Genomic DNA, 24108 nt, shown 5'->3' with positions numbered 1-24108 from the left:
TCCAACCCGAGCCATTCGCCATGAGCCAGCTGACTTTCGCAGAAGCCGAATACGAGAACAAGAAGCACAAGACCCGGCGTGAGTTGTTCCTGGAGCGGATGGAAGGGCTGATTCCGTGGAAGCGGCTGGAGAAGAAGATCATTCGCTACTACGCCAAGGCCGGTCCGCAGGGCGGTCGGCCTGCCTACCCGTTGCCGACCATGCTACGCGTGCACTGCCTGCAGTTGTTCTACAACCTGAGTGATCCGGGGCTGGAGGACGCGCTGTACGAAGTGGAGTCGATGCGCCGCTTCGCCGGCTTGAAGTTGGACCGGATCCCCGATGAGACGACGATCCTGAACTTTCGACGCCTGCTGGAACGCCACAACCTGGCAGCGAAGCTGTTCAAGGAGATCAACCAGACTCTGGCTGAGCAGGGCTTGATGCTGAAGGAGGGCACGATCGTGGATGCCAGCATTCTGTCGGCGCCGAGTTCGACCAAGAATGCGTCTGGCGAGCGCGATCCGGAGATGCACCAGACCAAGAAGGGCAACGCCTGGCATTTCGGCATGAAGGTGCATGTGGGCGTGGATGACACGCTGGGCCTGATCCACAGCCTGGAGACGACGCCCGCCAATGAAGCCGATATCAACGTGGCCGACAAACTGCTGCATGGTGAGGAAAAAGTGGTGTGGGCCGATGCCGGCTATCAGGGCATCGAGAGGCGCGAAGAGCATCAAGATCGCCGGGTGGACTGGCGCATCGCGATGCGGCCAGGCAAGCGCGCGGCGCTGCCGAAGAGATCGCCCTTGCACAAGATCGAGAAGAACAAGGCGAGCATGCGCGCAAAGGTGGAGCATGTGTTCCAGCGCATCAAGCAGATGTTTGGCTATGCCAAGGTTCGCTATCGTGGCCTGGCCAAGAACACGAGCCGACTGTACCTGCTGGCAGGGTTTACAAACCTGCTGCGGGCGGAACCCTACATGCTCGCGTAGGGGTAGTACGCCTGTTTTCCACCCCAAACCGGCGGGAAATGGGCGGAATGAGCCCCTTTGGGGGGTAGCATTGATCGAAATTTGAACGACTAGACTGCGGAAGCAGATTTTTTTGGCATCAGGCTGGGTTATTCAGAGATGCCTTAACGAGACCAAAGCTTATGCAGAGTACGCCAAGAGCCGGCGAGGCAGCGGGCGGCAAAAATGGTCGAAGGAACAAGTGCGCGAGTTCGCCATGAGCATGCAAAGCGAATTCACGAGCAATGAGTTCAAGGACGCGCTGAACAACGCTGCCCTGCCACCGCCTGAAACTACCGCGGCCAACAACCAGCAGATCTTGAAGACGCTTACCGCCGAAGAGGAGCTGGTCACATTCGATATTCTTCCGGATTTGAAAGTAGTGATGTCGCTGAAGGAGGCCAGCGAGTGGGAGCCGCACGTCACGTTTGTACCAGGCGCAGACCACAGTACTCTCCATGTCATCATCAATGGCTTGCATCCTTACTACCAGACGCTAGAAGCGAAGGACGCAATACTCGAATGCGTGCAGCAGTACATCTTTGATGCAGTTGCAGAGTTCAAGACTAGTAAGTTGCTCTCTCGCGTCAATCCAGACAGCGTGCGCCGTCTGAAGAATGACTTGCTGAGAGCGCGGGCGACACAACTCGACAACGCGGATGCTGAGGTTCGCGCGCAGGCTGAGGAAGATCTATTCGGGAATAAAATCGATCCCGCTTCAGACCAGAGCTGAAGAGGCGTGGAATGCCAAAATTGACGCCGCGAGGCTGGCAAGTCGATGCGCTCGCTAATTGGGAACAAGCTAACCATCGCGGCATCGTAAGTGTCGTTACGGGCGGCGGTAAGACGGTGTTTGCGCTGTCATGCGTCGACCGCATTCGGCCGGTCGCGACACTCATCGTCGTCCCGACCTCGGCGTTGCTTGAGCAATGGTGGGAAGAGGCAGCAAGCTACTTCGATCTTGATCTTGATGAAATAAACATCATCACTGGGAGCCTGCGCTTCCGCCTTGGGGCGATTAACATCGCAGTGCTCAACACGGCCGCCAAGTTGCCTGAACGCATGCAGGAGCAGCATAAGTGCTTCCTAATAGTCGATGAGTGTCACAAGGCTGCATCTGAACAGTTTCGTTCGGCACTTCAAGTTCCAACCTTCGCGTCTTTGGGCCTTTCGGCAACTCCTGAACGGCAATATGACGACGGCCTGAAGGATGTGCTCGTTCCAGCACTCGGCGAGATCATCTACAGCTATGACTACACAGATGCACTGCGTGACGGTGTAATCGTGCCCTTCGAACTGAAGAACATCGTCTTCGAGTTGGAAGCAGGCAGACAAGCCGAATATGACAAGCTCAGCCGAGCCATAGCGCGCTCCATCAGCCAGCATGGCACCGAAGCTGAGGAAACGATTGCACTGTTCCTGAAGCGAGCCCGCGTCTTGAATCTCAGCCTGAACCGAATTCGCTTGGCGCTTAAGTTGGTGGCTGCAAATCGCGGCAAGCGTACCCTGATCTTTCATGAAGATATCGAAGCCTGCGATCTGATCCACGGCGTGCTATCCGAAAACGGCGTCAAGAGTGGCGTGTATCACTCTAAGCTGCCGCTCCGCGCGAAAGCCGCGATGTTGGGACAGTACCGACGCGGTGAGATCGATGTGTTGGTAACGTGTCGTGCGCTCGACGAAGGCTTCAACGTGCCCGAAACTGAAATCGGTATCATTGCTGCTAGCACGGCGACGCGGCGCCAGCGTATCCAACGACTCGGTCGGGTCGTGCGACCCGCGAAGGGAAAAAACCGTGCTTCAATCTATACGCTCGTTGCGACCGGTCTAGAAATTCAGCGCCTCAAAGAGGAAGAGGAGCGCCTTGAGGGCGTAGCAACCGTGACGTGGAGCCGGGCATGAGAATGCTATTGGCCGGCGAATGCCATCCCGAAAACATTTTTCAGCTTGTTGATCCAACGACATATGTCGAGGGTGACTTCGAGGCTGAGGTCGTTAAAGCGCTATCGTGTTTGATGCCGGAATACCGTTGCGGCGTGTTCGCTGGAGCGTTCGTCCTGGAGGGCGAGCGTCGCGTTGCGGACCTGGCGCTTGTTCACAAGACTTTATCGCATTGGTTCGTCGTCGAGGTTGAGCTGGCAGGTCATTCGCTGGAACACCACGTCCTGCCTCAAGTTCGCTGCTTTCGCTATGGTGACCCAGAGGACTCTTGTGTTACGAGCTTGGTACGGGCTTTTGGAGATCTGACCCGAGAACAAGCCAAGGATCTTTTGAGCTACATTCCGCGCTATGTTGCCGTTGTCGGCAATCTGCCCGACTCGACCTGGGCAACAAAGCTCAGCGCTGTTGATACGCAGTATTTGACGGTGTCTGTCTATCAGGACCGTAATGGACGAACAGCGCATGAAGTGGAAGGCCGACTATTCGTAAGAGCCCACAGCATAGGATTCGCTCGGTTCTCGGCGATTGACAACTGCTTACGCATCCCACGTGGCTGTGGGCTGCCGGTGGGGAACATTCAGGTCGAGGATCAGTTCGGTGTCGCTGGAGTATGGACTGTCCGCGATGAGGCTGGAAATCTGTGGATTCAGAAAGAGCATGGGCCTGCGCTGATTCCCCACGGCAGCTTGGTGCAGATCATCCGAAATTTCGAAGGTCGCATCTCGATCTTGCTGTCGTCGTAGAGAGATGGTGCATTCCCCATTGGATGCGCGATTTCCAGATGAGAGTTAATCAGACATTCTTTTGGTTGATCATGGTCTGAAAAATCGCCGCATCATCGGCGGAAACAAAGATCTGGTGATTCTGGCAGTATAAGCGACGGTAAAGCCCAAAATCAGTCGTTCATGAAGCCCATATTTTCAATGGGTTAAAGCCATCGATGATGATTGAGCGGGAATGAGGGCGCTAGCTAGAGACAAGTGAAAGGCTTTTTCCTGTCTCTTGCATCTTGCCTCTTGTCTCTGCCCTGTGAGCACTTCGCGCTCACAGGAATATTCTGCTTACCAACTCCATGCCCTTCATGCTCTGGTCCCAATGCAGATCGGGGTCCTCGGCGGTGTAGCCGAGGCGGCGGTAGGCGGGGATGTGCAGGCGGTTGATGCGTCCCAGGCGGTGGCGGGTGGCCTGGTAGCTCTCGACGTTGGCGGCCTGGACCACGTCCACGTAGTCCACCGGTACGTCGTCGCCCGGGTCGCGCTTGAGGTTTTCGTGTTCCGCGACCACCGCGATCAGGTCGGGTTCGAAGTTCCAGGCCTTGAGCACTGCCTTGCCCACCGCGCCGTGTAGGGAGGCGATGATCATGCCGAGCTGTTCGTCATTCTGAACGATCTCGTCCACATCCTTGGCCTTGTTGAGGATGGGGATCACGCCGATGTCGTGCACCAGGCCTGCCAGCAGGGCCACCTCGCCGTCCAGGTGGCGGTGGCGCAGGGAGATGAGCATGCTGAGCGCGGCCACCTCCATGCTGTGCTCCCAGAGCTGTTCCATGCGCTCCTTGATGCTGCGGTGACCGGTCTTGAACACCTCCTTCATGGACATGGTCAGGAGGATGTTCTTGGTCTTCTGCAGGCCCAGGCGGGTGATGGCGGACTTGATGGTGGCACAGCGGGTCAGGCCCCGGTAGGCGGGGCTGTTGGCATAGCGCACCAGGCGGGTGGCCATGGCCGTATCCCGGGCCACCACGGCGGTGACGTCGTCGATGGAGCTGTCGTCCCGGTTGATGGTGAACAGGGCCTGGAGGGAGAGGTCGGGCAGGGTCGGAATCTGAATGCCGTTGTTCTGCAGGTCAGCCTTGAGCTTCCCCACGAAGTCATCGACGATTTCTTTGCTATCTTTCCCGCTGCTCACGCCCGAATAAGCCCGTTATAAGTGGAATGGGGCGTAGTATGACACAAGCCTTTGCCGACCCGGAGCGGGGAGCGTGCCTTGACCGACAAACTGTCCAAACCCAGTGACGAAGACCAGCACTGGATGCGCCATGCCCTGGAACTGGCGGCCCGGGCCGAGGCGGCCGGCGAGGTGCCCGTGGGTGCCGTCCTGGTGCGCGACGGCGAACTGCTGGGGGAGGGCTGCAACGGCCCCATCGCCGCCCACGATCCCACCGCCCATGCGGAGATCGCGGCCCTGCGCGCGGCGGCGGCCCGGGTGGGCAACTACCGTCTGCCCGGGGCCACGCTCTATGTGACCCTGGAGCCTTGTCCCATGTGCGTTGGGGCCATGATCCATGCCCGGGTGGCGCGCCTGGTGTACGGTGCCGCCGATCCCAAGACCGGCGCCGTCGGCGGTGCCCTGGACCTGCTGGGGCATCCCAGTCACAACCACCGCATCGAGGTCACGGGGGGCGTGCTGGCCGAGACCTGCGCCGAGCAGTTGCGGGCCTTCTTCCGGACCCGGCGGCAGAGCCGTACTCAGTAGCTCTGCACGGTCAGGGCCGGGTCGCGTCTAGTCTAGCGCCTTCCTTCATTCCCACTCGATCGTCGCCGGCGGCTTGCCGGAAATGTCGTAGGTCACCCGGGAGATCCCGTTCACCTCGTTGATGATGCGCCGGGACACGGTGTCCAGGAACTCGTAGGGCAGGTGTGCCCAGCGGGCGGTCATGAAGTCGATGGTCTCCACGGCGCGCAGGGACACCACGTAGTCGTATTTGCGCCCGTCGCCCATCACGCCCACGGACTTGACCGGCAGGAACACCACGAAGGCCTGGGAGACCTGGTCGTAGAGTTCCGCCTTGCGCAGTTCCTCGATGAAGATGTGGTCGGCCTTGCGCAGCAGGTCGGCGTATTCCTTCTTCACCTCGCCGAGGATGCGCACGCCGAGGCCCGGGCCCGGGAAGGGATGGCGGTAGACCATCTCGCTGGGCAAGCCCAGCTCGACGCCGATCTTGCGCACCTCGTCCTTGAACAGCTCCCGCAGCGGCTCCACCAGGCCCATCTTCATGTGCTCGGGCAGGCCGCCCACGTTGTGGTGGGACTTGATCACGTGGGCCTTGCCGGTCTTGGAGCCGGCGGACTCGATCACGTCCGGGTAGATGGTGCCCTGGGCCAGCCACTTGGCGTTGGAAAGCTTGCCGGCCTCCTCGTCGAACACCTCCACGAACAGGCCGCCGATGATCTTGCGCTTGGCCTCCGGGTCGGTGACACCGGCAAGTGCCTTCAGGAAGCGCTCCTCGGCGTCCACGCGGATGACCTTCACGCCCATGTGCTTGGCGAAGGTGGCCATCACCTGGTCGCCCTCGTGCAGGCGCAGCAGACCGGTGTCCACGAACACGCAGGTGAGCTGATCGCCGATGGCCTTGTGCAGCAGCGCGCCCACCACCGAGGAATCCACGCCACCGGACAGGCCCAGGATCACCTGGTCATCGCCCACCTGTTCGCGCACCCGGGCGGTCATGTCGTCGATGATGTTCTCGGCGGTCCACAGGCTTTCGCAGCCGCAGATCTCGTGCACGAAGCGCGACAGGATGCGCATGCCCTGGCGCGTGTGGGTAACCTCGGGATGAAACTGCACGCCGTAGAAGCGCCGCGCCTCGTCGGCCATGCCGGCGATGGGCGCGGCGTCCGTGGAGGCCATGAGCTTGAAGCCTTCCGGCATCTCGGTGACCCGGTCGCCGTGGGACATCCACACGTCCAGCAGGCCGTAGCCCTCCGGGGTGGTGTGATCCTCGATGTCCTTGAGCAGGCGGGTGTGGCCCCGGGCACGTACCTGGGCGTAGCCGAACTCCCGGTGATCGGCGCTCTCCACCCGGCCGCCCAGCTGGGCAGCCATGGTCTGCATGCCGTAGCAGATGCCCAGCACCGGCACGCCCAGCTCGAACACCAGCTCGTGGGCCCGGGGCGGGTTGTCCATGTTCACCGACTCGGGGCCGCCGGAGAGGATAATGCCGCTGGGCGCGAACGCGCGCAGGGCCTCCGGGTTCATGTCCCAGGGATGGATCTCGGAATAGACCCCGCACTCACGCACCCGGCGGGCGATCAGCTGGGTGTACTGGGAACCGAAGTCGAGGATCAGGATGCGGTGGGAATGGATGTTCATGGACAAGTGGCTAGTCTCAAGTGGCGAGTGGCAAGGAAAACAGGACAAGTGACTGGCCTTCCCTGGCCACTTGCCACTTGAGACTTGCCACTGCCGGATGGACGTCAGTCCATCCGGTAATTGGGCGCTTCCTTGGTGATGGTCACATCATGCACGTGGCTCTCGCGCATGCCGGCGCTGGTCACGCGCACGAAGCCGGGCTTGGTGCGCATCTCCTCGATGGTGGCGCAGCCCACGTAGCCCATGGAGGAGCGCAGGCCACCCAGCAGCTGGTGGATGATGGCCACGATGGTGCCCTTGTAGGGCACGCGACCCTCGATGCCCTCGGGCACGAACTTCTCGGCGCTGCTTTCGCTGTCCTGGAAATAGCGGTCCGAGGAGCCCTGCTGCATGGCGCCCAGCGAGCCCATGCCGCGGTAGGACTTGTAGGAACGACCCTGGTAGAGCTCCACCTCGCCGGGCGCCTCCTCGGTGCCGGCGAACAGGCCACCCATCATGACGCAATGGGCACCGGCGGCCATGGCCTTGGCCAGATCACCGGAGAAGCGGATGCCGCCGTCGGCCACCAGGGGCACGTCGGTGTTGCGCAGGGCCTCGCGCACATTGGCAATCGCCGTGATCTGGGGCACGCCCACGCCGGCCACGATGCGGGTGGTGCAGATGGAGCCGGGGCCGATGCCCACCTTCACGCCGTCGGCGCCCGCGGCCACCAGGGCCTGGGCGGCCTCGGCAGTGGCAATGTTGCCGCCGATCACCTGCAGGTCGGGATAATGTTTCTTCACCCAGGACACCCGGTCCAGCACGCCCTGGGAATGGCCGTGGGCGGTGTCCACCACCACCACGTCCACACCGGCCTCCACCAGGGCGGCGATGCGCTCGTCGGTGCCGGCGCCCACGCCAACGGCAGCGCCCACCCGCAGGCGACCCCGCTCGTCCTTGCAGGCCAGGGGGAAGTCGGTGGACTTCTGGATGTCCTTGACGGTGATCATGCCGCGCAGGTGGAACTTGTCGTTGATCACCAGCACCTTTTCGATGCGGTGCTTGTGCAGCAGGTGCTGCACCTCTTCCTTCTCGGCCCCCTCGCGCACCGTCACCAGGCGCTCCTTGGGCGTCATGATCTCTGACACCGGGGCGTCCATGCGGGTCTCGAAGCGCAGGTCGCGGCTGGTGACGATGCCCACCAGGTCGACGCCGTCCACCACCGGCACGCCGGAGATGTTGTGTGCCCGGGTGATGGCCAGCACCTCGCGGATGCTGGTGCCGGGGGTCACGGTCACGGGATCGCTGATCACCCCGCTCTCGTATTTCTTGACCAGGCGCACCTGCTGGGCCTGGGCCTCGATGCTCATGTTCTTGTGAATGATGCCGATGCCGCCCTCCTGGGCCATGGCGATGGCCAGGCGGCCCTCGGTCACGGTGTCCATGGCGGCGGACAACAGCGGGATGTTGAGGGTGATGCCCCGTGTCAGACGCGTGGTGAGGTCCACATCCTTGGGCAGCACCGTGGAATGGGCGGGCAGCAGCAGGACGTCGTCGAAGGTGAGGGCTTCCTGTACGATGCGCATAACCGATCTCGTGAGGAAGTGGAGGTTAATCGGCCAATTATAAAGATCGAGGCCCCCTGGGTAAACCGATACCCGCGGGCACCGGAAGGTTGAAGGGGGAAGGTTGAAGGATGAATACCCCTTCCCTGTATCCTGAACCCTTCGAGTCTTTGCGCTCATGACCCGAGGCATCGAATGGCAGTCACCGATCGCGACATCTTCACCGTCACCCGCCTCAACCAGGCCGTGCAGGGCCTGCTGGAGGGGACCTTCCCGCTCATCTGGGTGGAAGGTGAGCTCTCCAGCGTGTCCCGTCCGGCCTCGGGGCACCTGTATTTCACCCTCAAAGACAGCGGCGCCCAGGTGCGCTGCGCCCTGTTCCGCAACCGGGCCCAGCTGATGCGCTTTCGACCCGCCGACGGCATGCAGGTGCTGGTGCGCGCCCGGGTGGGACTCTACGCCCCCCGGGGGGACTACCAGCTCATCGTGGAGCACATGGAGGAGGCCGGCGACGGCGCCCTGCGCCGGGCCTTCGAGGAACTGAAGCAGCGCCTGGAGCGCGAGGGCCTGTTCGATGCCGAACGCAAACGCCCCCTGCCCCGCTTCCCGCGACGCCTGGGGGTGATCACCTCGCCCACCGGTGCGGCCATCCGGGACATCCTGTCCGTACTGCGCCGGCGCTTCCCGGGCCTGCCGGCGCTCATCTACCCGGTGCCGGTGCAGGGTGCGGCGGCCGCCCCGGCCATCGCCGAGGCCCTGCGCACGGCCTCGGCGCGCAAGGACTGCGACGTGCTGATCCTGGCCCGGGGCGGCGGCTCCCTGGAGGACCTCTGGGCCTTCAATGAGGAGATCGTGGCCCGGGCGATCCACGACTGCGAGATCCCGGTGGTCAGCGGCGTGGGCCACGAGGTGGACGTCACGATCGCGGACCTGGCCGCCGACCTGCGCGCCGCCACACCCTCGGCGGCCGCGGAACTGGTCAGCCCCCTGCGCGATGAATGGCTGCTGCACGTGGAGCGCCAGCGGCGCCTGCTGGTGGAACGCATGCAGCGGGGACTGCAGCACCAGGCCCTGAAACTGGACAATCTGGAACGGCGCCTGCGTCAGCAGCACCCCGAGCGGCGCCTGCAGAACCAGGCCCAGCGGGTGGACGAGCTGGAACGCCGCCTGGCACTCGCCATGCAGCACCGCCTGCGCCACCGGGAATCCCGTCTGGCCAGGCTCCAGGACCGGCTGCAGCACCGATCCCCCGCCCGGGCACTGGAGCGCCTGGAGGCCCGCGAAGCCCAGCTGCGCCTGCGCCTGGACAGCGCCCTGCGCCGGCGCCTGGACCGCTTCGAGGCCCGCCTCGCCGCCGCCGGCCGGGCACTGCATTCCGTGAGCCCCCTGGCCACCCTGGGCCGGGGCTACAGCATTCTCACCACGGCCGAGGGCCAGGTGATCCGGGACGCGTCTCAGGTGCAGGTGAACGACCGGGTGGAGGCAAGACTGGGGAAGGGAAGACTGAGTTGCACGGTCGTGACCAGGTACGAAGGGTGAATTGGGAAGTGCGAAGTAAAGCCTTTCATTCCCACTTCCAAATTCCCACTTCGCACTTCACCCCCACTGTTTCATCTGCTCCACAGTGAGATACCCCCCCTCCACCGCCGGCCCCGCCAGCACCGTGCACGGGCTGCCCGGCTCGCCGAACTTATCCAGCACCAGCAGGGCGCCGGTGAAGTCCTCGTCCCGGGTGTAGCCATTGACGGTCACGATGGTGCGCAGGCCGGCACCCACGGAGGAGCGGACCCCGTTGGCAGAGTCCTCGAAGGCCAGACAGGCCTCGGCGGGCAGGCCCAGGTGACGCAGGGCGTACTCGAAGATGTCCGCGGCGGGCTTCTTGGCGGGCACCACGTCACCGGCGGCGATCACCGAGAACCACTCCACCGACTCCCGCCCCAGGGTGGATTCCAGCAGGTAGACCACGTTGGCCGGCGTGGTGGTGGTGGCGATGGCAAGCGTCAGCCCCGCCGCCCGGGCCTCGGCCAGCAGCCGGGCCACGCCGGGGCGCAGGGGGATGGCACCGTCCTTGAGCATGTCCAGATAGTGGCGGGTCTTTGCCTTGTGCAGCCCGGCGATGAACTCGTCCAGCGCCGCGGGGCGCTCGAAGGCGGTGTTGTAATGATCCAGGTAGTGGCGGATGCGCTCCTTGCCGCCGGTCACCGCCAGCAGCCTGCCGTACAGGGCCTCGTCCCAGTCCCAGTCCAGGCCGGCCTCCCTGAAGGCCGCATTGAAGGCCACCCGGTGGCCGTCCCGCTCGGTATCGGCGAGGGTACCGTCCACGTCGAAAATCAGTGCGCGCAATTCACTCACGATGGGCTCCGGGGCAGGGTTGTCCACTAGCCCGCATATCTCACCACCCTTCTACTGCGGCCGCCGATCTGCTCGCTGTGACGGGGCGTGCTCCCTCCAGCCGGCTTGACGTAGTGTCGGCTACGCCGGCGCCGTCTTCCGCTCCGCGCGCCCCGTCACAGCGGCATCTCGACGCCCTCGCTACGAACGGTGGTGAGATATGCGGGCTAGGCGGCGGGACTGTACCACAAGGCCTTGCCAGGCTTCATCGTGCTTGCGCCTGTCATGGTTCTCTGTTAATAAAGCACGCTTTTCAGGACTCAGGAGATAGTGCCCATGGCCTCCAAGAAGACCACGGCCGCCAAGACCAACACCATGTCGCTGCCCGTCAGCGGCATCGCCCCCTACAAGGAAAAGAAGGGCGAGGAGTACATGAACAAGGATCAGAAGGAGCACTTCCGCAAGATCCTGCTGGCATGGAAACAGGAACTCATGGAAGAAGTGGACCGCACCGTGGGCCACATGAAGGAGGACGCCGCCAACTTCGCCGATCCCGCCGACCGGGCCACCCAGGAAGAGGAATTCAGCCTGGAGCTGCGCACCCGCGGCCGCGAGCGCAAGCTGATCAAGAAGATCGACGAGGCGATCAACGACATCGAGTCCGGCGACTACGGCTACTGCGAGGCCTGCGGCATCGAGATCGGCATCCGCCGCCTGGAGGCCCGCCCCACCGCCACCCTGTGCATCGACTGCAAGACCCTGCAGGAGATCAAGGAAAAGCAGATGGCGTGAGGCCGTAGGCCTCAGCCAGAGACAAGATCCAAGATACAAGAGACAGGTTGATTCACGCCCGGCCCAGCCGGGCGTTTCTTTTTCTTGCCTCTTGCCTCTTGTATCTTGCCGCTATGTACATCGGTCGTTTTGCCCCCTCCCCCACCGGCCCCCTGCACTTCGGTTCCCTGGTGGCCGCCCTGGCCTCGTGGCTGGATGCCCGGCGCCACGGCGGGCGGTGGCTGCTGCGCATCGAGGACCTGGACCCGCCCCGGGAGGTGCCGGGGGCGGCGGATGCCATCCTGCGCACCCTGGAGGCCTTCGGCCTGAGCTGGGACGGGCCGGTGCTCTACCAGAGCAGCCGGCTGGAGACCTATTGGGCCGCCCTGGATGAGTTGCGCGCCGCGGGCCACGCCTACGACTGCGGCTGCACCCGCCGGGAGATCGCCGAGGCGGGGCAACCGGGACTGGACGGCCCGGTCTATCCTGGCACCTGCCGCGCGGGCCTGCCCCCGGGCAAGGCCCCCCGCGCAGTGCGCCTGCGCACCGAAGCCGGCGAGATCACCTTCACCGACCGGATGCAGGGCCCGATCCGCCAGGACGTGGCCCGGGAGGTGGGCGACTTCGTCATCCGCCGCGCCGACGGCTACTTCGCCTACCAGCTGGCGGTGGTGGTGGACGACGCCTTCCAGGGCATCACCCACGTGGTGCGCGGCGCCGACCTGCTGGACTCCACCCCCCGCCAGATCCTGCTGCAGCGCCTGCTGGGGCTGCCGACCCCCGCGTACTTGCACCACAGGCTGGTGCTCACCCCCGAGGGCGAGAAACTCTCCAAGCAGACCCACGCCCCGGCGGTGGATGACACGAATCCCGTCCCGACCCTGATCCGCGCCCTGGAATTCCTGGGCGAGCCGGTGCCCCGACCGGCCGACGTCCGCTCTCCGGAAGAGATCCTGGACCACGCGCTCAACAAAACCAGCCCGTAGGCCGGATAAGCACAGCGCATCCGGCGTTCCAAGTCGGCAAATCTGATCACGCAGAGGTCGCAAAGACGCAGAGAACGCGGAGTTTTCTTGATCAAAATCCTTCGCGTTCTCTGCGTCTTTGCGTGCTTTGCGTTGACATCAAAACGCCGGGGAAGAACGCCGGATGCGCTGTGCTTATCCATCCTACGGACTGGGCGCTCCCAAACTAAGAAGGGGGAATTGGGAAGTGGGAAGGAAACCACCCTCACCCGGGCCCTCTCCCTGATGGAGAGGGGGTGAACTGCAGTTGTTCGTTCCTCTCACTTCTGACTTCTCACTTCTCACTTCTCACTTCTCACTTCTCACTTCAGATTGTTACAATCCGTAACACACCCACCCTCCCAGGCCCGCCATGGACAAGACCCTGCTGCTGTTCCTGTTCGGCCTGCTGCTGTTCGCCTCGCCCCTGGTGGCCTGGTGGGCCGCGCCGGGGAGCCACTGGCTGCTGCCCTACGGCCTCTGGGCCCTGCTCATCGGCCTGATCGCCCTGGTGACCCACCGGCATGAACGCTGAACTGGGGATCCTCTATGCGGTAGGCGTGGCGTACCTGGCGTTGCTGTTCTTCGTGGCACATGCCACGGAGAAAGGCTGGCTGCCGGACGCCCTGGTGCGTCACCCCCTGGTCTACGCCCTGTCCCTGGGCGTCTACGCCACCTCCTGGAGCTTCTACGGCAGCGTCGGCTTCGCCGGCGAGCAGGGCTACAACTTCCTCACCATCTACCTGGGGGTGACCCTGGCCTTCGCCCTGGCCCCGGTGCTGCTGGCGCCCATCCTGCGCCTGGTGCGGGACTACCAGCTCACCTCCCTGGCGGACCTGTTCGCCTTCCGCTACCGGCACCAGTTCACCGGCGTGCTGGTGACCCTGTTCATGCTCGCCGGGGTGCTGCCCTACATCGCCCTGCAGATCAAGGCGGTGACCGAATCCGTGGCGGTGCTCACCCAGGAGGCGCCGCCCCACCTGCTGGCGCTGGGCTTCTGCGCCACCCTGAGCCTGTTCGCCATCCTGTTCGGGGCACGGCACATCACCCCCCGGGAGAAGCACGAGGGCCTGGTGATGGCCATCGCCTTCGAGTCGGCGGTCAAGCTCATTGCCCTGCTCATGGTGGGCGTGTTCGCCCTGTTCGGCATCCTGGGCGGCCCCGCGGCCCTGGGGGAATGGCTCCTGGAACACCCGGAGGCCATCGAGGCCCTGTACGCGCCGGTGCGTGAGGGGCCGTGGATGACCTTCATGCTGCTGGCCTTCGCCGCCGCCTTCCTGCTGCCGCGCCAGTTCCACATGATCTTCGTGGAGAACATGGAACCGGGGGCCCTGCGCGTGGCGGCCTGGGCCTTCCCCCTGTTTCTGTTGCTGCTCAACCTGCCCATCCCCCTGATCCTGTGGGCCGGTCAGCAGGCCCAGGTGGGCACGGTACCGGACTACTACGTGCTCGGCCTGTCGGTGGAGCACGGCTACGGCTGGGCACTGTTCACCTTCATCGGCGGCGTCTCGGCGGCCAGCGCCATGATGATCGTCACGACGCTGGCCCTGGCGGCCATGTGCCTCAATCACCTGATCCTGCCTGCCCGCTACCAGAACCAGGCCCTGCCCAGGCAGAATCTCTACACCTGGCTGCTGTGGGGCCGTCGCATCCTGATCGTGCTCATCATCGCCCTGGGCTACGTGTTCTACCGGCTGATGGAATTCCACCAGAGCCTGGCCCAGATCGGCCTCATTTCCTTCGTCGCCGTGGCCCAGTTCCTGCCCGGCCTCATGGGCCTGCTGTTCTGGCCCCGAGCCACCCGCTGGGGCTTCATCGCCGGGCTCGCCGGCGGCATCACCGTCTGGGCCCTGGCCCTGATCGTGCCCCTGCTGCAGCAGTCGGGACTCATGCCCGGGCAGCTGGAACTGCAGACCTGGTTCCGCGCCACGGAACAGAACCACTGGGCCTTCGCCACCTTCTGGTCCCTGGCGCTGAACGCGGTGCTGTTCGTGGCCGGCTCCCTGCTCACCCGGCCCAGCCCCGAGGAGACCGAGGCGGCACTCGCCTGCCGCCGCGAGCAGATGGAACCGCCCCGGGGCCAGCTGGAGGTGCGCAGCGTGCAGCACTTCGAGGAACAGCTGGCCCAGACCGTGGGTCCACAGACCGCCGCCCTGGAGGTGAGCCGCGCCCTGGCGGACCTGGGGCTGAAATCCGACGAGACCCACCCCGGTGAACTGCGTCGCCTGCGTGAACGCCTGGAGCGCAACCTCTCCGGCCTCATGGGTCCGCTGCTCTCGCGCATGATCGTGGACCACCGCCTGCGGGTGGACCCCCACACCCAGATGGCCCTGGCCGACAGCCTGCGTTTCGTGGAGGAGCAGCTGGAGCACTCCAACGTGCGCCTGCAGGGCCTGGCGGCGGAGCTGGACACCCTGCGCCGCTACCACCGCCAGGTGCTGCACGAACTGCCCCTGGGGGTCTGCTCCCTGACCCCCGGCGGCGAGATCATCATCTGGAACAGCGCCATGGGACTGATCTCCGGCATCCCCAGCCGCGACGCCGTGGGCCAGGAGCTGCGCCTGCTGGGCGATCCCTGGCACGGCATCCTGCGCGGCTTCCTGCAGGGCGACGACAAGCACCTCTACAAGCTGCAGATCAACCTCCAGGGCCGCAGCCGCTGGATCAACCTGCACAAGTCGGAGATCGAGGCCCCCGGTGCCCTCAATCCCGGCGCCGTGGTGGGCGGCACCGTGATCCTGGTGGAGGACCTCACCGAACTGCACACCCTGGAGAGCGAAGTGGCCCACAACAACCGCCTGGCCTCCATCGGCCGGCTGGCCGCCGGGGTGGCCCACGAGATCGGCAATCCGCTCACCGGCATCGCCTCCCTCGCCCAGAACCTGCACTACGAGCCCGACGAGTCGGAACGTGAGCTCAGCGCCCAGCAGATCCTCGAGCAGACCCGGCGCATCAACAACATCGTGCAGAGCCTGATCACCTTCAGCCACACCGGCGAGGTGCCCAGCACCGCCATGGGCGCGGTGGACATCAAGATCTGCGTGGACGAGGCCATGCAGCTGGTGCAGCTGAGCGACACCGCCCGGGCGCACCTGTTCGAGAACCGCCTGCCCCCGGGAATCACCGTGCGCGGCAGCCACCAGAAGCTGCTGCAGGTGTTCGTCAACCTGATCAACAACGCCATGCAGGCCTCGGGACCCGGCGACCGTATCCGCATCCAGGGTGAGGCCACGGCAGGCTTCGCCGAGATCCTGGTGGAGGACGAAGGCACCGGCATCCCCGAGACCCTGCTCGACCGGGTCTTCGAACCCTTCTTCACCACCAAGCCGCCGGGCGAGGGCACCGGGCTCGGCCTGTCCGTGGTCTACAGCATCATCCAGGACCACGGCGGCGCCGTGTACGTGGACAACCTGCCCCAGGGCGGCGCCTGCTTCACCCTGCGCCTGCCCCTGAGCACGACGCCCAGGCTGCGCGCCAGCGGCTGACACACACCCATGCACGAACCCATTGAACGGCCATGAAACGCATACACATCGTCGAGGATGAAGAGGTCATCCGCCGCGCCCTGCACCGGCTCCTGGAGCGGGAGGGCTACCAGGTCAGCGCCAGCGCCACCCTGGGCGAGGCCCGCACCGCCTGCCAGGACGGGGTGGACCTGGTGATCAGCGATCTGCGCCTGCCCGACGGCGAGGGCACCGCCATGGTGGAGGCCTGCCCGGACACCCCGGTGCTGATCATGACCAGCTATGCCAGCGTGCGCTCTGCCGTGGAAGCCATGAAGCAGGGCGCCGCGGACTACATCGCCAAGCCCTTCGACCATGACGAGATGCTGCTGTGCGTGGACCGCATCCTCAAGCAACGCCGCCTGGAACAGGAGAACGCCCGCCTGCGCGAGGACCTGGAGGCGGTCTACCCGGTCAAGGGCATGGTGGGCCACTCGCCGGCCATGCGCGCCGTGTGCGCCACCGTGGAGAAGGTGGCCCCCACGGACACCACGGTGCTGATCCGAGGCGAGTCCGGCACCGGCAAGGAGCTGGTGGCCCGGGCCCTGCACGACAAGAGCCCCCGGGCCCAGGCGCCCATCATCGCGGTCAACTGCGCCACCATCCCCGAGGGCCTGGTGGAATCGGAACTGTTCGGCCACGAGAAGGGCGCTTTCACCGGTGCCGCCCGCGCCCACCGGGGCCTGGTGGAGGCCGCCGACGGCGGCACCCTGTTCCTGGATGAGATCGGCGAGCTGACCACCGCCGCCCAGTCCCGGCTGCTGCGCGTGCTCCAGGACGGGGAGATCCGCCGGGTGGGCGCCACCGACAGCCGCCGGGTGGACGTGCGCCTGGTCGCCGCCACCCACCGGGACCTGGAGCAGATGGTGCGCGACGGGCGCTTCCGGGATGACCTCTACTACCGGCTCAAGGTCATGGAGATCACCCTGCCGCCGCTGCGGGACCGGCGCGAGGACATCCCCATCCTGGCCCGCTTCCTGCTCGACAAGGCCTGCCAGCGCCTGCGCCGCAGCCCCCCTGGACTCACCGACGAGGCGCTCGCCTCACTGACCCGTCATGACTGGCCCGGCAACGTGCGCGAACTGGAAAATGCCATCGAGCGGGCCGTGATCCTGGCCGTCGGCCAGGACATCACCCCCCAGCACCTGGCACTGACCGGCCAGGACCCGTCCAGCGCCGGGGCCGAACTGAGCCTGGACGCCTATTTCCGCCAGTTCGTGCTGGACAACCAGGGCCACATGACCGAGACCGAGCTGGCGCGTCGCCTGGGCATCAGCCGCAAGGCCCTGTGGGAGCGCAGGACGCGCATGGGGATACCCCGCAAGGCGGGGTAAGTGGCTAGTGGCTAGTGGCTAGTGGCTAGTGGCTAGTGGCTAGTGGCTAGTGGCTAGTGGCTAGTGGCTAGTGGCAAGAAAACACTGGTCACTCGTGGAAAGCAATCACCACGTCTTCCACACCGGAAATGGCCGTGAACAGGGCACGACTGAGGCGCTCCAGGAGGAGCGCCTGGGGTTCGTCCGCCACACCGAACTCGGCGATCAAGCCGCCTTCCTTGCCTTCATGCTCGTAAACGAGCACATGATCCGGGTGGCTGCTCAAACCCTCCACGACACCGCGCAATTGCAGTTGCTGCTGTTCGTTGACCGGACCACGGCTGATGAGATGGGCCTTGACGTGCATTGCAATCCCCCCGGGGCAGCTTGATGGAATCACCCACTGGGTAAGCTAAACACTGTTCATGACAGCCGGATGTCGCCACCGACCCACCCGCCGTCAACTACACTCAGTCCAGATCCTGTCATGAGGAAATGTCGCCATGACCACGATGCTGCCTGATGCCATCGAACGGGAACGGGAAACCCTGCTGGAGGCCTCCATGAAGCTGTTGCGCCGGCAGGGCTTCGAGCAGTTCGAGGCCCATGAGTTGCCGGGCCACCCGCAACCGGAGCCGGTCACCGTGCCGGTGCTCAACATCCACATCACCCCCGACCTGCGCGCCTTCCACCCCGAGCAGGGCACCCTGCTCGGGGTGGTGGAGCCGGAGACCGACCTGGGTGAGGAGGCCTGCGGTCGCCGCTGGCAGGGGCTGGCCGCCTGGGCGGAGAAACACCAGGCCCGGCTGCAGGTCTTCGTCCACGAGGAGGACAAGACCCGCGCCCGAGACATCGCGCGCCACTGGCACCTGGACGAGGCCATCATCCAGCCGGTGCCGAGGCACTGATTCAAGGCGATTCAAAGGGGCAGATTCAAGATTCAAAGGGCATGCCCGCCCACACAGCTTTGAATCTTGAATCTTGAATCTTGAATTGCAATCCACCCGTTACCATCAGTAACACTTTGTTACCCGAGGTAACACCCGCAGCCCGTCACGGAGGGCCAAGCTGCTGATTTACGGGGAAACACTCGCCCGGCATGGAACCTGCATTTTGCAGTGGAATTCCACCCAGGTCCTGCCATGAGCGAGCCGAGCCACAGCCACGCAGAAGCACACGATCGCCAGGCGGGCGTCCTGCTGCCGGTGCTCGAGTTCCTGCGTCGCCATGCGCCCTTCGACCAGGTGGAGCCGGAGCACCTGGAATTCCTGGCCAAGCGGCTCAAGCTGACCTTCTACGCCCGGGGCGAGAAGATCACCGACCCCAAGGGCGGCCCCGCCTCGCGCTTCTACATCATCAAGCAGGGCCGGGTGCGGGGGGAGACTCCCAGCGAGGACGAACAGATCTCCGGCAACGCCTGGGAACTGGTGCCCGGGGAATGCTTCCCCATCGGCGCCCTGCTCTCCCGCCGCCCGGTGCGCACCGTGCACCGGGCCGCCGAGGACACCTTCTGTTTCGAGCTGGAGCGCGATGACTTCCTGCAGCTCAATAAGCTCTCCCCGGAATTCAACGACTTCTGCACCCGCCGCCTGGCGAGCCTGCTGGACCAGGTGCATCGCCAGGTGCAGGCCAGCGCCGCCACCACCGGCCCCGGCGGCGACACCTCCCTGAACATCACCCTGGGTGAACGCCTGCGCCGTGAACCGGTGTCCTGCCTGCCCACCACGCCCATCCGCGAGGCCCTGGAGACCATGGAGCGGGAGAACGTGGGCAGCATCGTCATCGTGGACGAGCACATGCACCCGCTGGGCGTGTTCACCCTGCACGATCTGCTGTCCCGGGTGGCCCTGCCGGGCCGCCGCATGGACGAACCCATGGGCGAGGTGATGAGCCCGGAGCCCATCACCCTGCCGCCCTCGGCCTTCGCCTTCGAGGCCGCCATGCTCATGGCCAACCACGGCTTTCACCACGTGTGCGTGGTGGAGCGCGGCCGCCTCAAGGGGGTGATCTCGGAGCGGGACCTATTCTCCCTGCAGCGAGTGGGCCTGGTGAATCTGAGCCGTGCCATCGCCCACGCCGACGACATCCCCGCCCTGGCCGCCCTGGGGGGCGACATCCAGCAGCTGATCACCCAGATGATCGCCCAGGGCGCCCAGGTGGCGCAGATCACCCAGATCATCACCCTGCTCAACGACCACATCACCCGGCGCATCATCGACATCTGCACCCGGGAGTTCCCGCCCCCGCCGGTGCCCTTCACCTGGATGGCCTTCGGCAGCGAGGGACGCCAGGAACAGACCCTCAAGACCGATCAGGACAACGGCATCATCTTCGAGGTCCCCGAGGGCAAGTCCGCCGAGGACATCCGCCAGACCCTGCTGCCCGTCGCCCGGCGCATCAACGAGGCCCTGGACCAGTGCGGCTACCCCCTGTGCCCCGGCAACATCATGGCCAGCAATCCGGAGTGCTGCCTGAGCACGACGGAGTGGCGCGAGCGCTTTTCCCGCTGGGTCGACGGCGGCAACCCGGAGCACCTGCTCAAGGCGAGCATCTTCTTCGACTTCCGCACCATCGAGGGCGACAGCCGCCCGGTGGAGGCCCTGCGCCACTGGCTGACCAGCAAGATGGTGGGCAACTCCCGCTTCCTGCACCTGATGGCGCGCAATGCCCTGCTCAACCGTCCGCCCCTGGGCCTGGTGCGCGACTTCGTGGTCTCCGACGACGCCAAGCACCCCAACACCCTCGATCTCAAGCTCCAGGGGCTGACCCCCTTCGTGGACGGCGCGCGCATCCTGGCGCTCGCCCACCGCATCGAGGAGACCTCCACCCTGGAGCGCCTCAATGCCCTGGCCCGCAGCCAGCACATCACCAAGGGCGAGGCCCAGTCCTGGATTCAGGCCTTCAGCTACATCCAGCTGCTGCGCATGCGCCAGCACCGACGCCAGCAGGCCGCGGGTGAGACGCCCAGCAACCGGGTCAACCCGGACACCCTGAGCGAGCTGGACCGGCGCATCCTCAAGGAGGCCTTCCGCCAGGCGCGCAAGCTGCAGTCGCGCATCACCCTGGACTACCAGCTATGAGTTTCCTGAGCACTCTGTTCGGCAACCACCCCAACCTCGATCCGGGCATCGAGGACCGCCTCGCCCGCTGGCGCGCCCTGCCGGAGCCCTCGGCCCGCACCAGCCTGGACGAGGCCCGCTTCGTGGTCATCGACGTGGAGACCACCGGTCTCGATCTCAGCCGCAGCGAGCTGCTGTCCGTGGGCCTGGTGCCGGTGGGCCCTCATGGGATTGAACTGGGCGGCCTGGACGAGATCGTGCTGCGCCGCGAGGTGACCCGCATCGACAAGGACAACCTGGTGGTGCACGGCATCTCGCCCACGGAATCCGCCGCCGGCGTGGACATCCACGAGGCCCTCTCCAGCGTGCTGGAGCGCATCGGCAAGACCTGGCTGGTGGCCTTCCACGCCGACTTCGATCGCATCATCCTGGGCCGCACCCTGCGCAAGCAGCTGGGCGTGAAGCTGCGCAACCCGTTCCTGGATCTGGCCATGCTGCTGCCCGCCCTCTACAGCGAGGGCACCGCAGGCCTCAAGGGCCTGGACGACTGGCTCGGCCATTTCGCCATCCCCTGCCCGGTGCGCCACCGGGCCTCGGCGGATGCCCTGGTGACGGCGGAACTCCTGCTCCTGGCGCTGGCCGAGGCACGACGCCAGAACCATAACGATCTCAGGGCCCTGGACGGGCTGGCGCAGACCCAGGCGAAGCTGCACCTGATGCGCCACTAAAGACACCACGGTCTCATTCACACATCCGCAAGCAAGGGAGGAGATAGCCACCACAACCAAACCAACATTCAGGAGGACGTCTGATCAACACAACAAGGAAACGGTTGGGTCATAACAAGACGTTTTATTCATAAACAATCGCACAGGAAGGAGTCACACAATGACACTCGACTTGGCACAAAGAGAGGCGCATTGGCGGAAGACCCGCAACCTGATGGTCGTACACCTGGTCATCTGGTTCATCTTCGCCTTCGTAGTCCACTGGTTCGCCCCGGCGCTGAACAACTTCAGCCTGTTCGGCTGGCCGCTGGGCTATTACATGGCAGCACAGGGGGCGCTGGCAGTCTTCGTGATCCAGCTCTTTGCCTTCAACCGTCAGCAGCACGCCATCGACCGTGAATTCGGCGTGGCTGAAGACGAATAAGGGGGAGAAAAGACATGGGCATGCAATGGGAAGGTAAATCCTTCATTGAAAACCTGCCGAAGATCTACGGTGTGTACACCGGTGGATTCCTGGCATTCTTTTTCCTGATGGCCTTTTTTGAACAGATGGGCATGGGCGCGGACACCATCGGCATCCTGTTCGTGGCGTTCACCATCGGTATCTATGCGTTCATCGGTATCCTGTCGAGAACCATGGCGGTGGAGGCCTACTACGTGGCCGGACGCAGCGTGCCTCCGGTGTTCAACGGCATGGCCACCGCGGCGGACTGGATGTCCGGTGCGTCCTTCGTGGCCATGGCGGGCGGCATCTTCATGGGCGGCCATGGCTACATGGCGTTCGTGGTGGGCTGGACCGGCGGCTACATCCTGGTGGCCACGCTGATGGCGCCGTACCTGCGCAAGTTCGGCTGCTACACGGTGCCGGACTTCATCGGTACCCGCTACGGCGGCAAGGTGACCCGCTTCGCGGCGATCCTGGTACTGGTGGTGGCTTCCTTCACCTACGTGACCGCGCAGATCACCGCGACCGGCACCATCGCCGCCCGCGCCCTGCAGATCCCGTTCGCCGTGGGTGTGTGGTTCGGTCTGGCAGGTATCCTGGTGTGCTCCATGCTGGGTGGCATGCGCGCGGTGACCTGGACCCAGGTGGCCCAGTACATCGTGCTGATCATCGCCTACCTGATCCCGATCTTCTGGATGTCCATGGCCCAGGGCTTCGGCCCGCTGCCGCAGCTGATGTACGGCCCGGCGGTGGAGCGCATCATGGACCTGGAGCCGGTGATCGGTGTGGGTACCCTGACCGCCCAGGAGTCGATACGTGGCCTGTCCACGCTGACGCAGCTGCACGCCACGCCGCGTGAAGGCGCCATGGCTGCCTGGCAGTTCGTGACCCTGGTGGCCTGTATGATGATCGGTACGGCTTCCCTGCCGCACATCCTCATGCGCTACTTCACCACGCCCTCCGTGCGTGCTGCCCGTAACTCCGTGGCCTGGTCGCTGTTCTTCATCTTCCTGCTGTACTTCTCGGCCCCTGCTCTGGCCACGTTCAGCAAGCTGTCGATGATCGACCCGAACCTGCCCACGGCCATCATCGGTCAGCCCATCGAGGCTGTGCTGGCTCTGGACTGGATCCAGAAGTGGAGCGCCATCGGCCTGCTGGCTGTTGTCGACAGTAATGGCGACGGCATCCTGCAGATCAACGAGTTCTACCTGAACCCCGACATCATCGTGCTGGCCACGCCTGAAATGGCCGGTCTGCCCTACGTGATCTCGGGTCTGGTAGCCGCGGGTGGTATGGCTGCCGCCATGTCCACCGCCGACGGTCTGCTGCTGGCCATGGCCAACGCCCTGTCCCACGATCTGTACTACAAGATCATCGACCCGAAGGCGGAGACCAAGAAGCGTCTGCTCACCGCCCGCGTGCTGCTGATCGTGATCGGTGCCGGCGGCGCGCTGGTGGCGAGTATGCAGCTCACCGGTATCCTCGGTGCGGTGGCCTGGGCATTCTGCTTCGCCATGTCGGGCCTGTTCTTCCCGCTCGTGCTTGGCGTGTGGTGGAAACGGGCCAACCGGCAGGGTGCGCTGGCAGGTATGCTGGTGGGTCTGTTCGTGGGCTGGTGGTACCTCGTCGCGGTGCGTAACCCCGATGCCTGGTACGGCATCTCCGCCCCGTGGCTGGGCCTCAACGACCTGCGCTTCGGCATCGTCGGCATCACCGCGAGCCTGATCGCCATGGTCGTGGTGACCCTGCTGACACCTGCGCCTGATGCTGAGACTCAGGCCATGGTGGATGAAGTGCGTATCCCGCGCGGCGAAACCATCATCCCTTCCAAGGGCTGATGCGCCGGAAGTGCTGACCTTCGTGGTCAGTGTATGAGGGCCGGGGCGAGGCGACTCGCCCCGGCTTTTTTCTGAACACCCCGTGGGGTACCATCCCCGCCGGTAACCCGGATTCGACTATTACTCATGTTGATTGATCAAATTCCCCTCTGGGCAGTCATCCTCGACTACCTCCTCGGCATGATCATGTGGACCCTGATCGGCCGTTCCGGCATGCGTCTGTTCCTGCCCGAGGACAGCAAATTCTTCTTCAGCCGCTTCTTCATCCGGGTCACGGACCCGCTGCTGCGGCTGTTCAGACCCATCACGCCCGGCTTCCTGATCCCGATCATGGTGCCCCTGTACGTGGCGTGGTTCTTCTTCATGATCCGTTTCTACCTGATGCCCTGGCTGCTGGGCTATTCGGTCATGGGCATGCTGTCCTTCCCGCTGGAAGGCGAGATCGCCCGCGGCATCTACTATCTGTTCAGCCAGTTCCTGAACTGAGCACACGCGGGACGCCCGCAGACGGGCACGACTGCGGTATCAGGGAAGTTTGAGGGATTGC

22 protein-coding genes are annotated in these 24108 nt (G+C 64.6%); 17 read left to right on the top strand and 5 right to left on the bottom strand.

The window, feature by feature from the left end:
- Positions 1-20 precede the first annotated feature (20 nt).
- The 4 genes from TGR7_RS05210 to TGR7_RS05195 all read left to right on the top strand — a co-directional run bounded on the left by TGR7_RS05210 (position 21) and on the right by TGR7_RS05195 (position 3676).
- Entirely contained in the window at positions 21-974 is a 954-nt protein-coding gene (locus TGR7_RS05210; protein ID WP_012637613.1) for an IS5 family transposase, read from the top strand.
- 112 nt (positions 975-1086) lie between these two features.
- Positions 1087-1725 (top strand): hypothetical protein, encoded by a 639-nt coding sequence (locus TGR7_RS05205; RefSeq protein WP_148211470.1) that lies wholly within the window; start codon positions 1087-1089, stop codon positions 1723-1725.
- An 11-nt stretch (positions 1726-1736) separates the two neighbouring features.
- Positions 1737-2894, top strand: coding sequence for a DEAD/DEAH box helicase (locus TGR7_RS05200; protein WP_012637611.1), 1158 nt, complete (start codon positions 1737-1739; stop codon positions 2892-2894).
- The gene (locus TGR7_RS05195; RefSeq protein ID WP_012637610.1) at positions 2891-3676 is read left to right on the top strand and encodes a hypothetical protein; all 786 of its coding nucleotides are present in this window, start codon (positions 2891-2893) and stop codon (positions 3674-3676) included. Before TGR7_RS05200 ends, TGR7_RS05195 begins: the two co-directional genes overlap by 4 nt.
- A 301-nt stretch (positions 3677-3977) precedes the next feature.
- Here the strand turns inward: TGR7_RS05195 and TGR7_RS05190 are convergent, their stop codons facing one another.
- The gene (locus tag TGR7_RS05190; RefSeq protein WP_012637609.1) at positions 3978-4841 is read right to left on the bottom strand and encodes an HDOD domain-containing protein; all 864 of its coding nucleotides are present in this window, start codon (positions 4839-4841) and stop codon (positions 3978-3980) included.
- A 78-nt stretch (positions 4842-4919) separates the two neighbouring features.
- Here TGR7_RS05190 and tadA point away from each other — a divergent pair, with 78 nt between their 5' ends.
- On the top strand, positions 4920-5408 hold the full coding sequence (gene tadA / locus TGR7_RS05185) for a tRNA adenosine(34) deaminase TadA (protein WP_012637608.1): 489 nt from the start codon (positions 4920-4922) through the stop codon (positions 5406-5408).
- A 45-nt stretch (positions 5409-5453) separates the two neighbouring features.
- Here the strand turns inward: tadA and guaA are convergent, their stop codons facing one another.
- Entirely contained in the window at positions 5454-7025 is a 1572-nt protein-coding gene (gene guaA / locus TGR7_RS05180; protein ID WP_012637607.1) for a glutamine-hydrolyzing GMP synthase, read from the bottom strand.
- Between the two features lie 104 nt (positions 7026-7129).
- The gene (guaB, locus tag TGR7_RS05175; RefSeq protein WP_012637606.1) at positions 7130-8590 is read right to left on the bottom strand and encodes an IMP dehydrogenase; all 1461 of its coding nucleotides are present in this window, start codon (positions 8588-8590) and stop codon (positions 7130-7132) included.
- Positions 8591-8764: 174 nt separating this feature from the next.
- On the opposite strand from guaB, the gene xseA reads away from it, so the two are divergent.
- Positions 8765-10108: an exodeoxyribonuclease VII large subunit gene (gene xseA / locus TGR7_RS05170; RefSeq protein ID WP_012637605.1), complete on the top strand. Its 1344-nt coding sequence runs from the start codon at positions 8765-8767 to the stop codon at positions 10106-10108.
- Positions 10109-10165: 57 nt separating this feature from the next.
- Here the strand turns inward: xseA and TGR7_RS05165 are convergent, their stop codons facing one another.
- Positions 10166-10921, bottom strand: coding sequence for an HAD-IA family hydrolase (locus tag TGR7_RS05165; RefSeq protein WP_041442577.1), 756 nt, complete (start codon positions 10919-10921; stop codon positions 10166-10168).
- Positions 10922-11236: 315 nt separating this feature from the next.
- Between TGR7_RS05165 and dksA the strand changes: the two genes are divergently transcribed.
- The 5 genes from dksA (at position 11237) to TGR7_RS05145 (ending at position 17512) form a co-directional block, all read left to right on the top strand.
- Complete coding sequence (dksA, locus tag TGR7_RS05160; RefSeq protein ID WP_012637603.1) at positions 11237-11692, top strand: RNA polymerase-binding protein DksA; 456 nt, start codon at positions 11237-11239, stop codon at positions 11690-11692.
- 113 nt (positions 11693-11805) lie between these two features.
- A complete protein-coding gene (gene gluQRS / locus TGR7_RS05155) occupies positions 11806-12657 on the top strand; it encodes a tRNA glutamyl-Q(34) synthetase GluQRS (RefSeq protein WP_012637602.1) in 852 nt (283 codons plus the stop codon).
- A gap of 391 nt (positions 12658-13048) precedes the next feature.
- Positions 13049-13210 carry a hypothetical protein gene (locus TGR7_RS17585; protein ID WP_012637601.1) on the top strand — a complete coding sequence of 54 codons (162 nt, stop codon included), beginning with the start codon at positions 13049-13051 and terminating at the stop codon, positions 13208-13210.
- Positions 13200-16160: a sensor histidine kinase gene (locus TGR7_RS05150; protein ID WP_012637600.1), complete on the top strand. Its 2961-nt coding sequence runs from the start codon at positions 13200-13202 to the stop codon at positions 16158-16160. Before TGR7_RS17585 ends, TGR7_RS05150 begins: the two co-directional genes overlap by 11 nt.
- Before the next feature lie 32 nt (positions 16161-16192).
- The gene (locus TGR7_RS05145; RefSeq protein ID WP_012637599.1) at positions 16193-17512 is read left to right on the top strand and encodes a sigma-54-dependent transcriptional regulator; all 1320 of its coding nucleotides are present in this window, start codon (positions 16193-16195) and stop codon (positions 17510-17512) included.
- 88 nt (positions 17513-17600) lie between these two features.
- On the opposite strand, the gene TGR7_RS05140 is transcribed toward TGR7_RS05145, so the two are convergent.
- Positions 17601-17858, bottom strand: a complete 258-nt coding sequence (locus tag TGR7_RS05140; protein ID WP_012637598.1) for a hypothetical protein — start codon at positions 17856-17858, stop codon at positions 17601-17603.
- Positions 17859-17994: 136 nt separating this feature from the next.
- On the opposite strand from TGR7_RS05140, the gene TGR7_RS05135 reads away from it, so the two are divergent.
- From TGR7_RS05135 to TGR7_RS05110, 6 genes are all read left to right on the top strand, one after another.
- Entirely contained in the window at positions 17995-18399 is a 405-nt protein-coding gene (locus TGR7_RS05135; protein ID WP_012637597.1) for a hypothetical protein, read from the top strand.
- Positions 18400-18633: 234 nt separating this feature from the next.
- Positions 18634-20571 carry a DUF294 nucleotidyltransferase-like domain-containing protein gene (locus TGR7_RS05130; RefSeq protein WP_012637596.1) on the top strand — a complete coding sequence of 646 codons (1938 nt, stop codon included), beginning with the start codon at positions 18634-18636 and terminating at the stop codon, positions 20569-20571.
- Entirely contained in the window at positions 20568-21278 is a 711-nt protein-coding gene (locus TGR7_RS05125; RefSeq protein ID WP_012637595.1) for a 3'-5' exonuclease, read from the top strand. The genes TGR7_RS05130 and TGR7_RS05125 overlap by 4 nt, the downstream gene beginning before the upstream one ends.
- A gap of 160 nt (positions 21279-21438) precedes the next feature.
- Complete coding sequence (locus tag TGR7_RS05120) at positions 21439-21702, top strand: DUF4212 domain-containing protein (protein WP_012637594.1); 264 nt, start codon at positions 21439-21441, stop codon at positions 21700-21702.
- 20 nt (positions 21703-21722) lie between these two features.
- Positions 21723-23561, top strand: a complete 1839-nt coding sequence (locus TGR7_RS05115; protein WP_041442569.1) for a sodium:solute symporter family protein — start codon at positions 21723-21725, stop codon at positions 23559-23561.
- Between the two features lie 126 nt (positions 23562-23687).
- Positions 23688-24047 carry a hypothetical protein gene (locus TGR7_RS05110; protein ID WP_012637592.1) on the top strand — a complete coding sequence of 120 codons (360 nt, stop codon included), beginning with the start codon at positions 23688-23690 and terminating at the stop codon, positions 24045-24047.
- Positions 24048-24108 lie beyond the last annotated feature (61 nt).

This window comes from Thioalkalivibrio sulfidiphilus HL-EbGr7 (genome assembly GCF_000021985.1).
In the GTDB taxonomy this organism is placed as follows: Bacteria; Pseudomonadota; Gammaproteobacteria; order Ectothiorhodospirales; family Ectothiorhodospiraceae; genus Thioalkalivibrio_A; species Thioalkalivibrio_A sulfidiphilus.
The sequence above is the reverse complement of the archived record's forward strand: the minus strand, read 5'-3'. Positions and strand labels throughout refer to the sequence as shown.

Excerpts from the sequence above, each read along its gene's own strand:
- TGR7_RS05210 (WP_012637613.1), top strand. The coding sequence starts at position 21 with ATGAGCCAGCTGACTTTCGCAGAAGCCGAATACGAGAACAAGAAGCAC.
- TGR7_RS05200 (WP_012637611.1), top strand. The coding sequence starts at position 1,737 with ATGCCAAAATTGACGCCGCGAGGCTGGCAAGTCGATGCGCTCGCTAAT.
- TGR7_RS05195 (WP_012637610.1), top strand. The coding sequence starts at position 2,891 with ATGAGAATGCTATTGGCCGGCGAATGCCATCCCGAAAACATTTTTCAG.
- guaA (WP_012637607.1), bottom strand. The coding sequence starts at position 7,025 with ATGAACATCCATTCCCACCGCATCCTGATCCTCGACTTCGGTTCCCAG.
- guaB (WP_012637606.1), bottom strand. The coding sequence starts at position 8,590 with ATGCGCATCGTACAGGAAGCCCTCACCTTCGACGACGTCCTGCTGCTG.
- xseA (WP_012637605.1), top strand. The coding sequence starts at position 8,765 with ATGGCAGTCACCGATCGCGACATCTTCACCGTCACCCGCCTCAACCAG.
- dksA (WP_012637603.1), top strand. The coding sequence starts at position 11,237 with ATGGCCTCCAAGAAGACCACGGCCGCCAAGACCAACACCATGTCGCTG.
- gluQRS (WP_012637602.1), top strand. The coding sequence starts at position 11,806 with ATGTACATCGGTCGTTTTGCCCCCTCCCCCACCGGCCCCCTGCACTTC.
- TGR7_RS17585 (WP_012637601.1), top strand. The coding sequence starts at position 13,049 with ATGGACAAGACCCTGCTGCTGTTCCTGTTCGGCCTGCTGCTGTTCGCC.
- TGR7_RS05150 (WP_012637600.1), top strand. The coding sequence starts at position 13,200 with ATGAACGCTGAACTGGGGATCCTCTATGCGGTAGGCGTGGCGTACCTG.
- TGR7_RS05145 (WP_012637599.1), top strand. The coding sequence starts at position 16,193 with ATGAAACGCATACACATCGTCGAGGATGAAGAGGTCATCCGCCGCGCC.
- TGR7_RS05140 (WP_012637598.1), bottom strand. The coding sequence starts at position 17,858 with ATGCACGTCAAGGCCCATCTCATCAGCCGTGGTCCGGTCAACGAACAG.
- TGR7_RS05135 (WP_012637597.1), top strand. The coding sequence starts at position 17,995 with ATGACCACGATGCTGCCTGATGCCATCGAACGGGAACGGGAAACCCTG.
- TGR7_RS05130 (WP_012637596.1), top strand. The coding sequence starts at position 18,634 with ATGAGCGAGCCGAGCCACAGCCACGCAGAAGCACACGATCGCCAGGCG.
- TGR7_RS05125 (WP_012637595.1), top strand. The coding sequence starts at position 20,568 with ATGAGTTTCCTGAGCACTCTGTTCGGCAACCACCCCAACCTCGATCCG.
- TGR7_RS05120 (WP_012637594.1), top strand. The coding sequence starts at position 21,439 with ATGACACTCGACTTGGCACAAAGAGAGGCGCATTGGCGGAAGACCCGC.
- TGR7_RS05115 (WP_041442569.1), top strand. The coding sequence starts at position 21,723 with ATGCAATGGGAAGGTAAATCCTTCATTGAAAACCTGCCGAAGATCTAC.
- TGR7_RS05110 (WP_012637592.1), top strand. The coding sequence starts at position 23,688 with ATGTTGATTGATCAAATTCCCCTCTGGGCAGTCATCCTCGACTACCTC.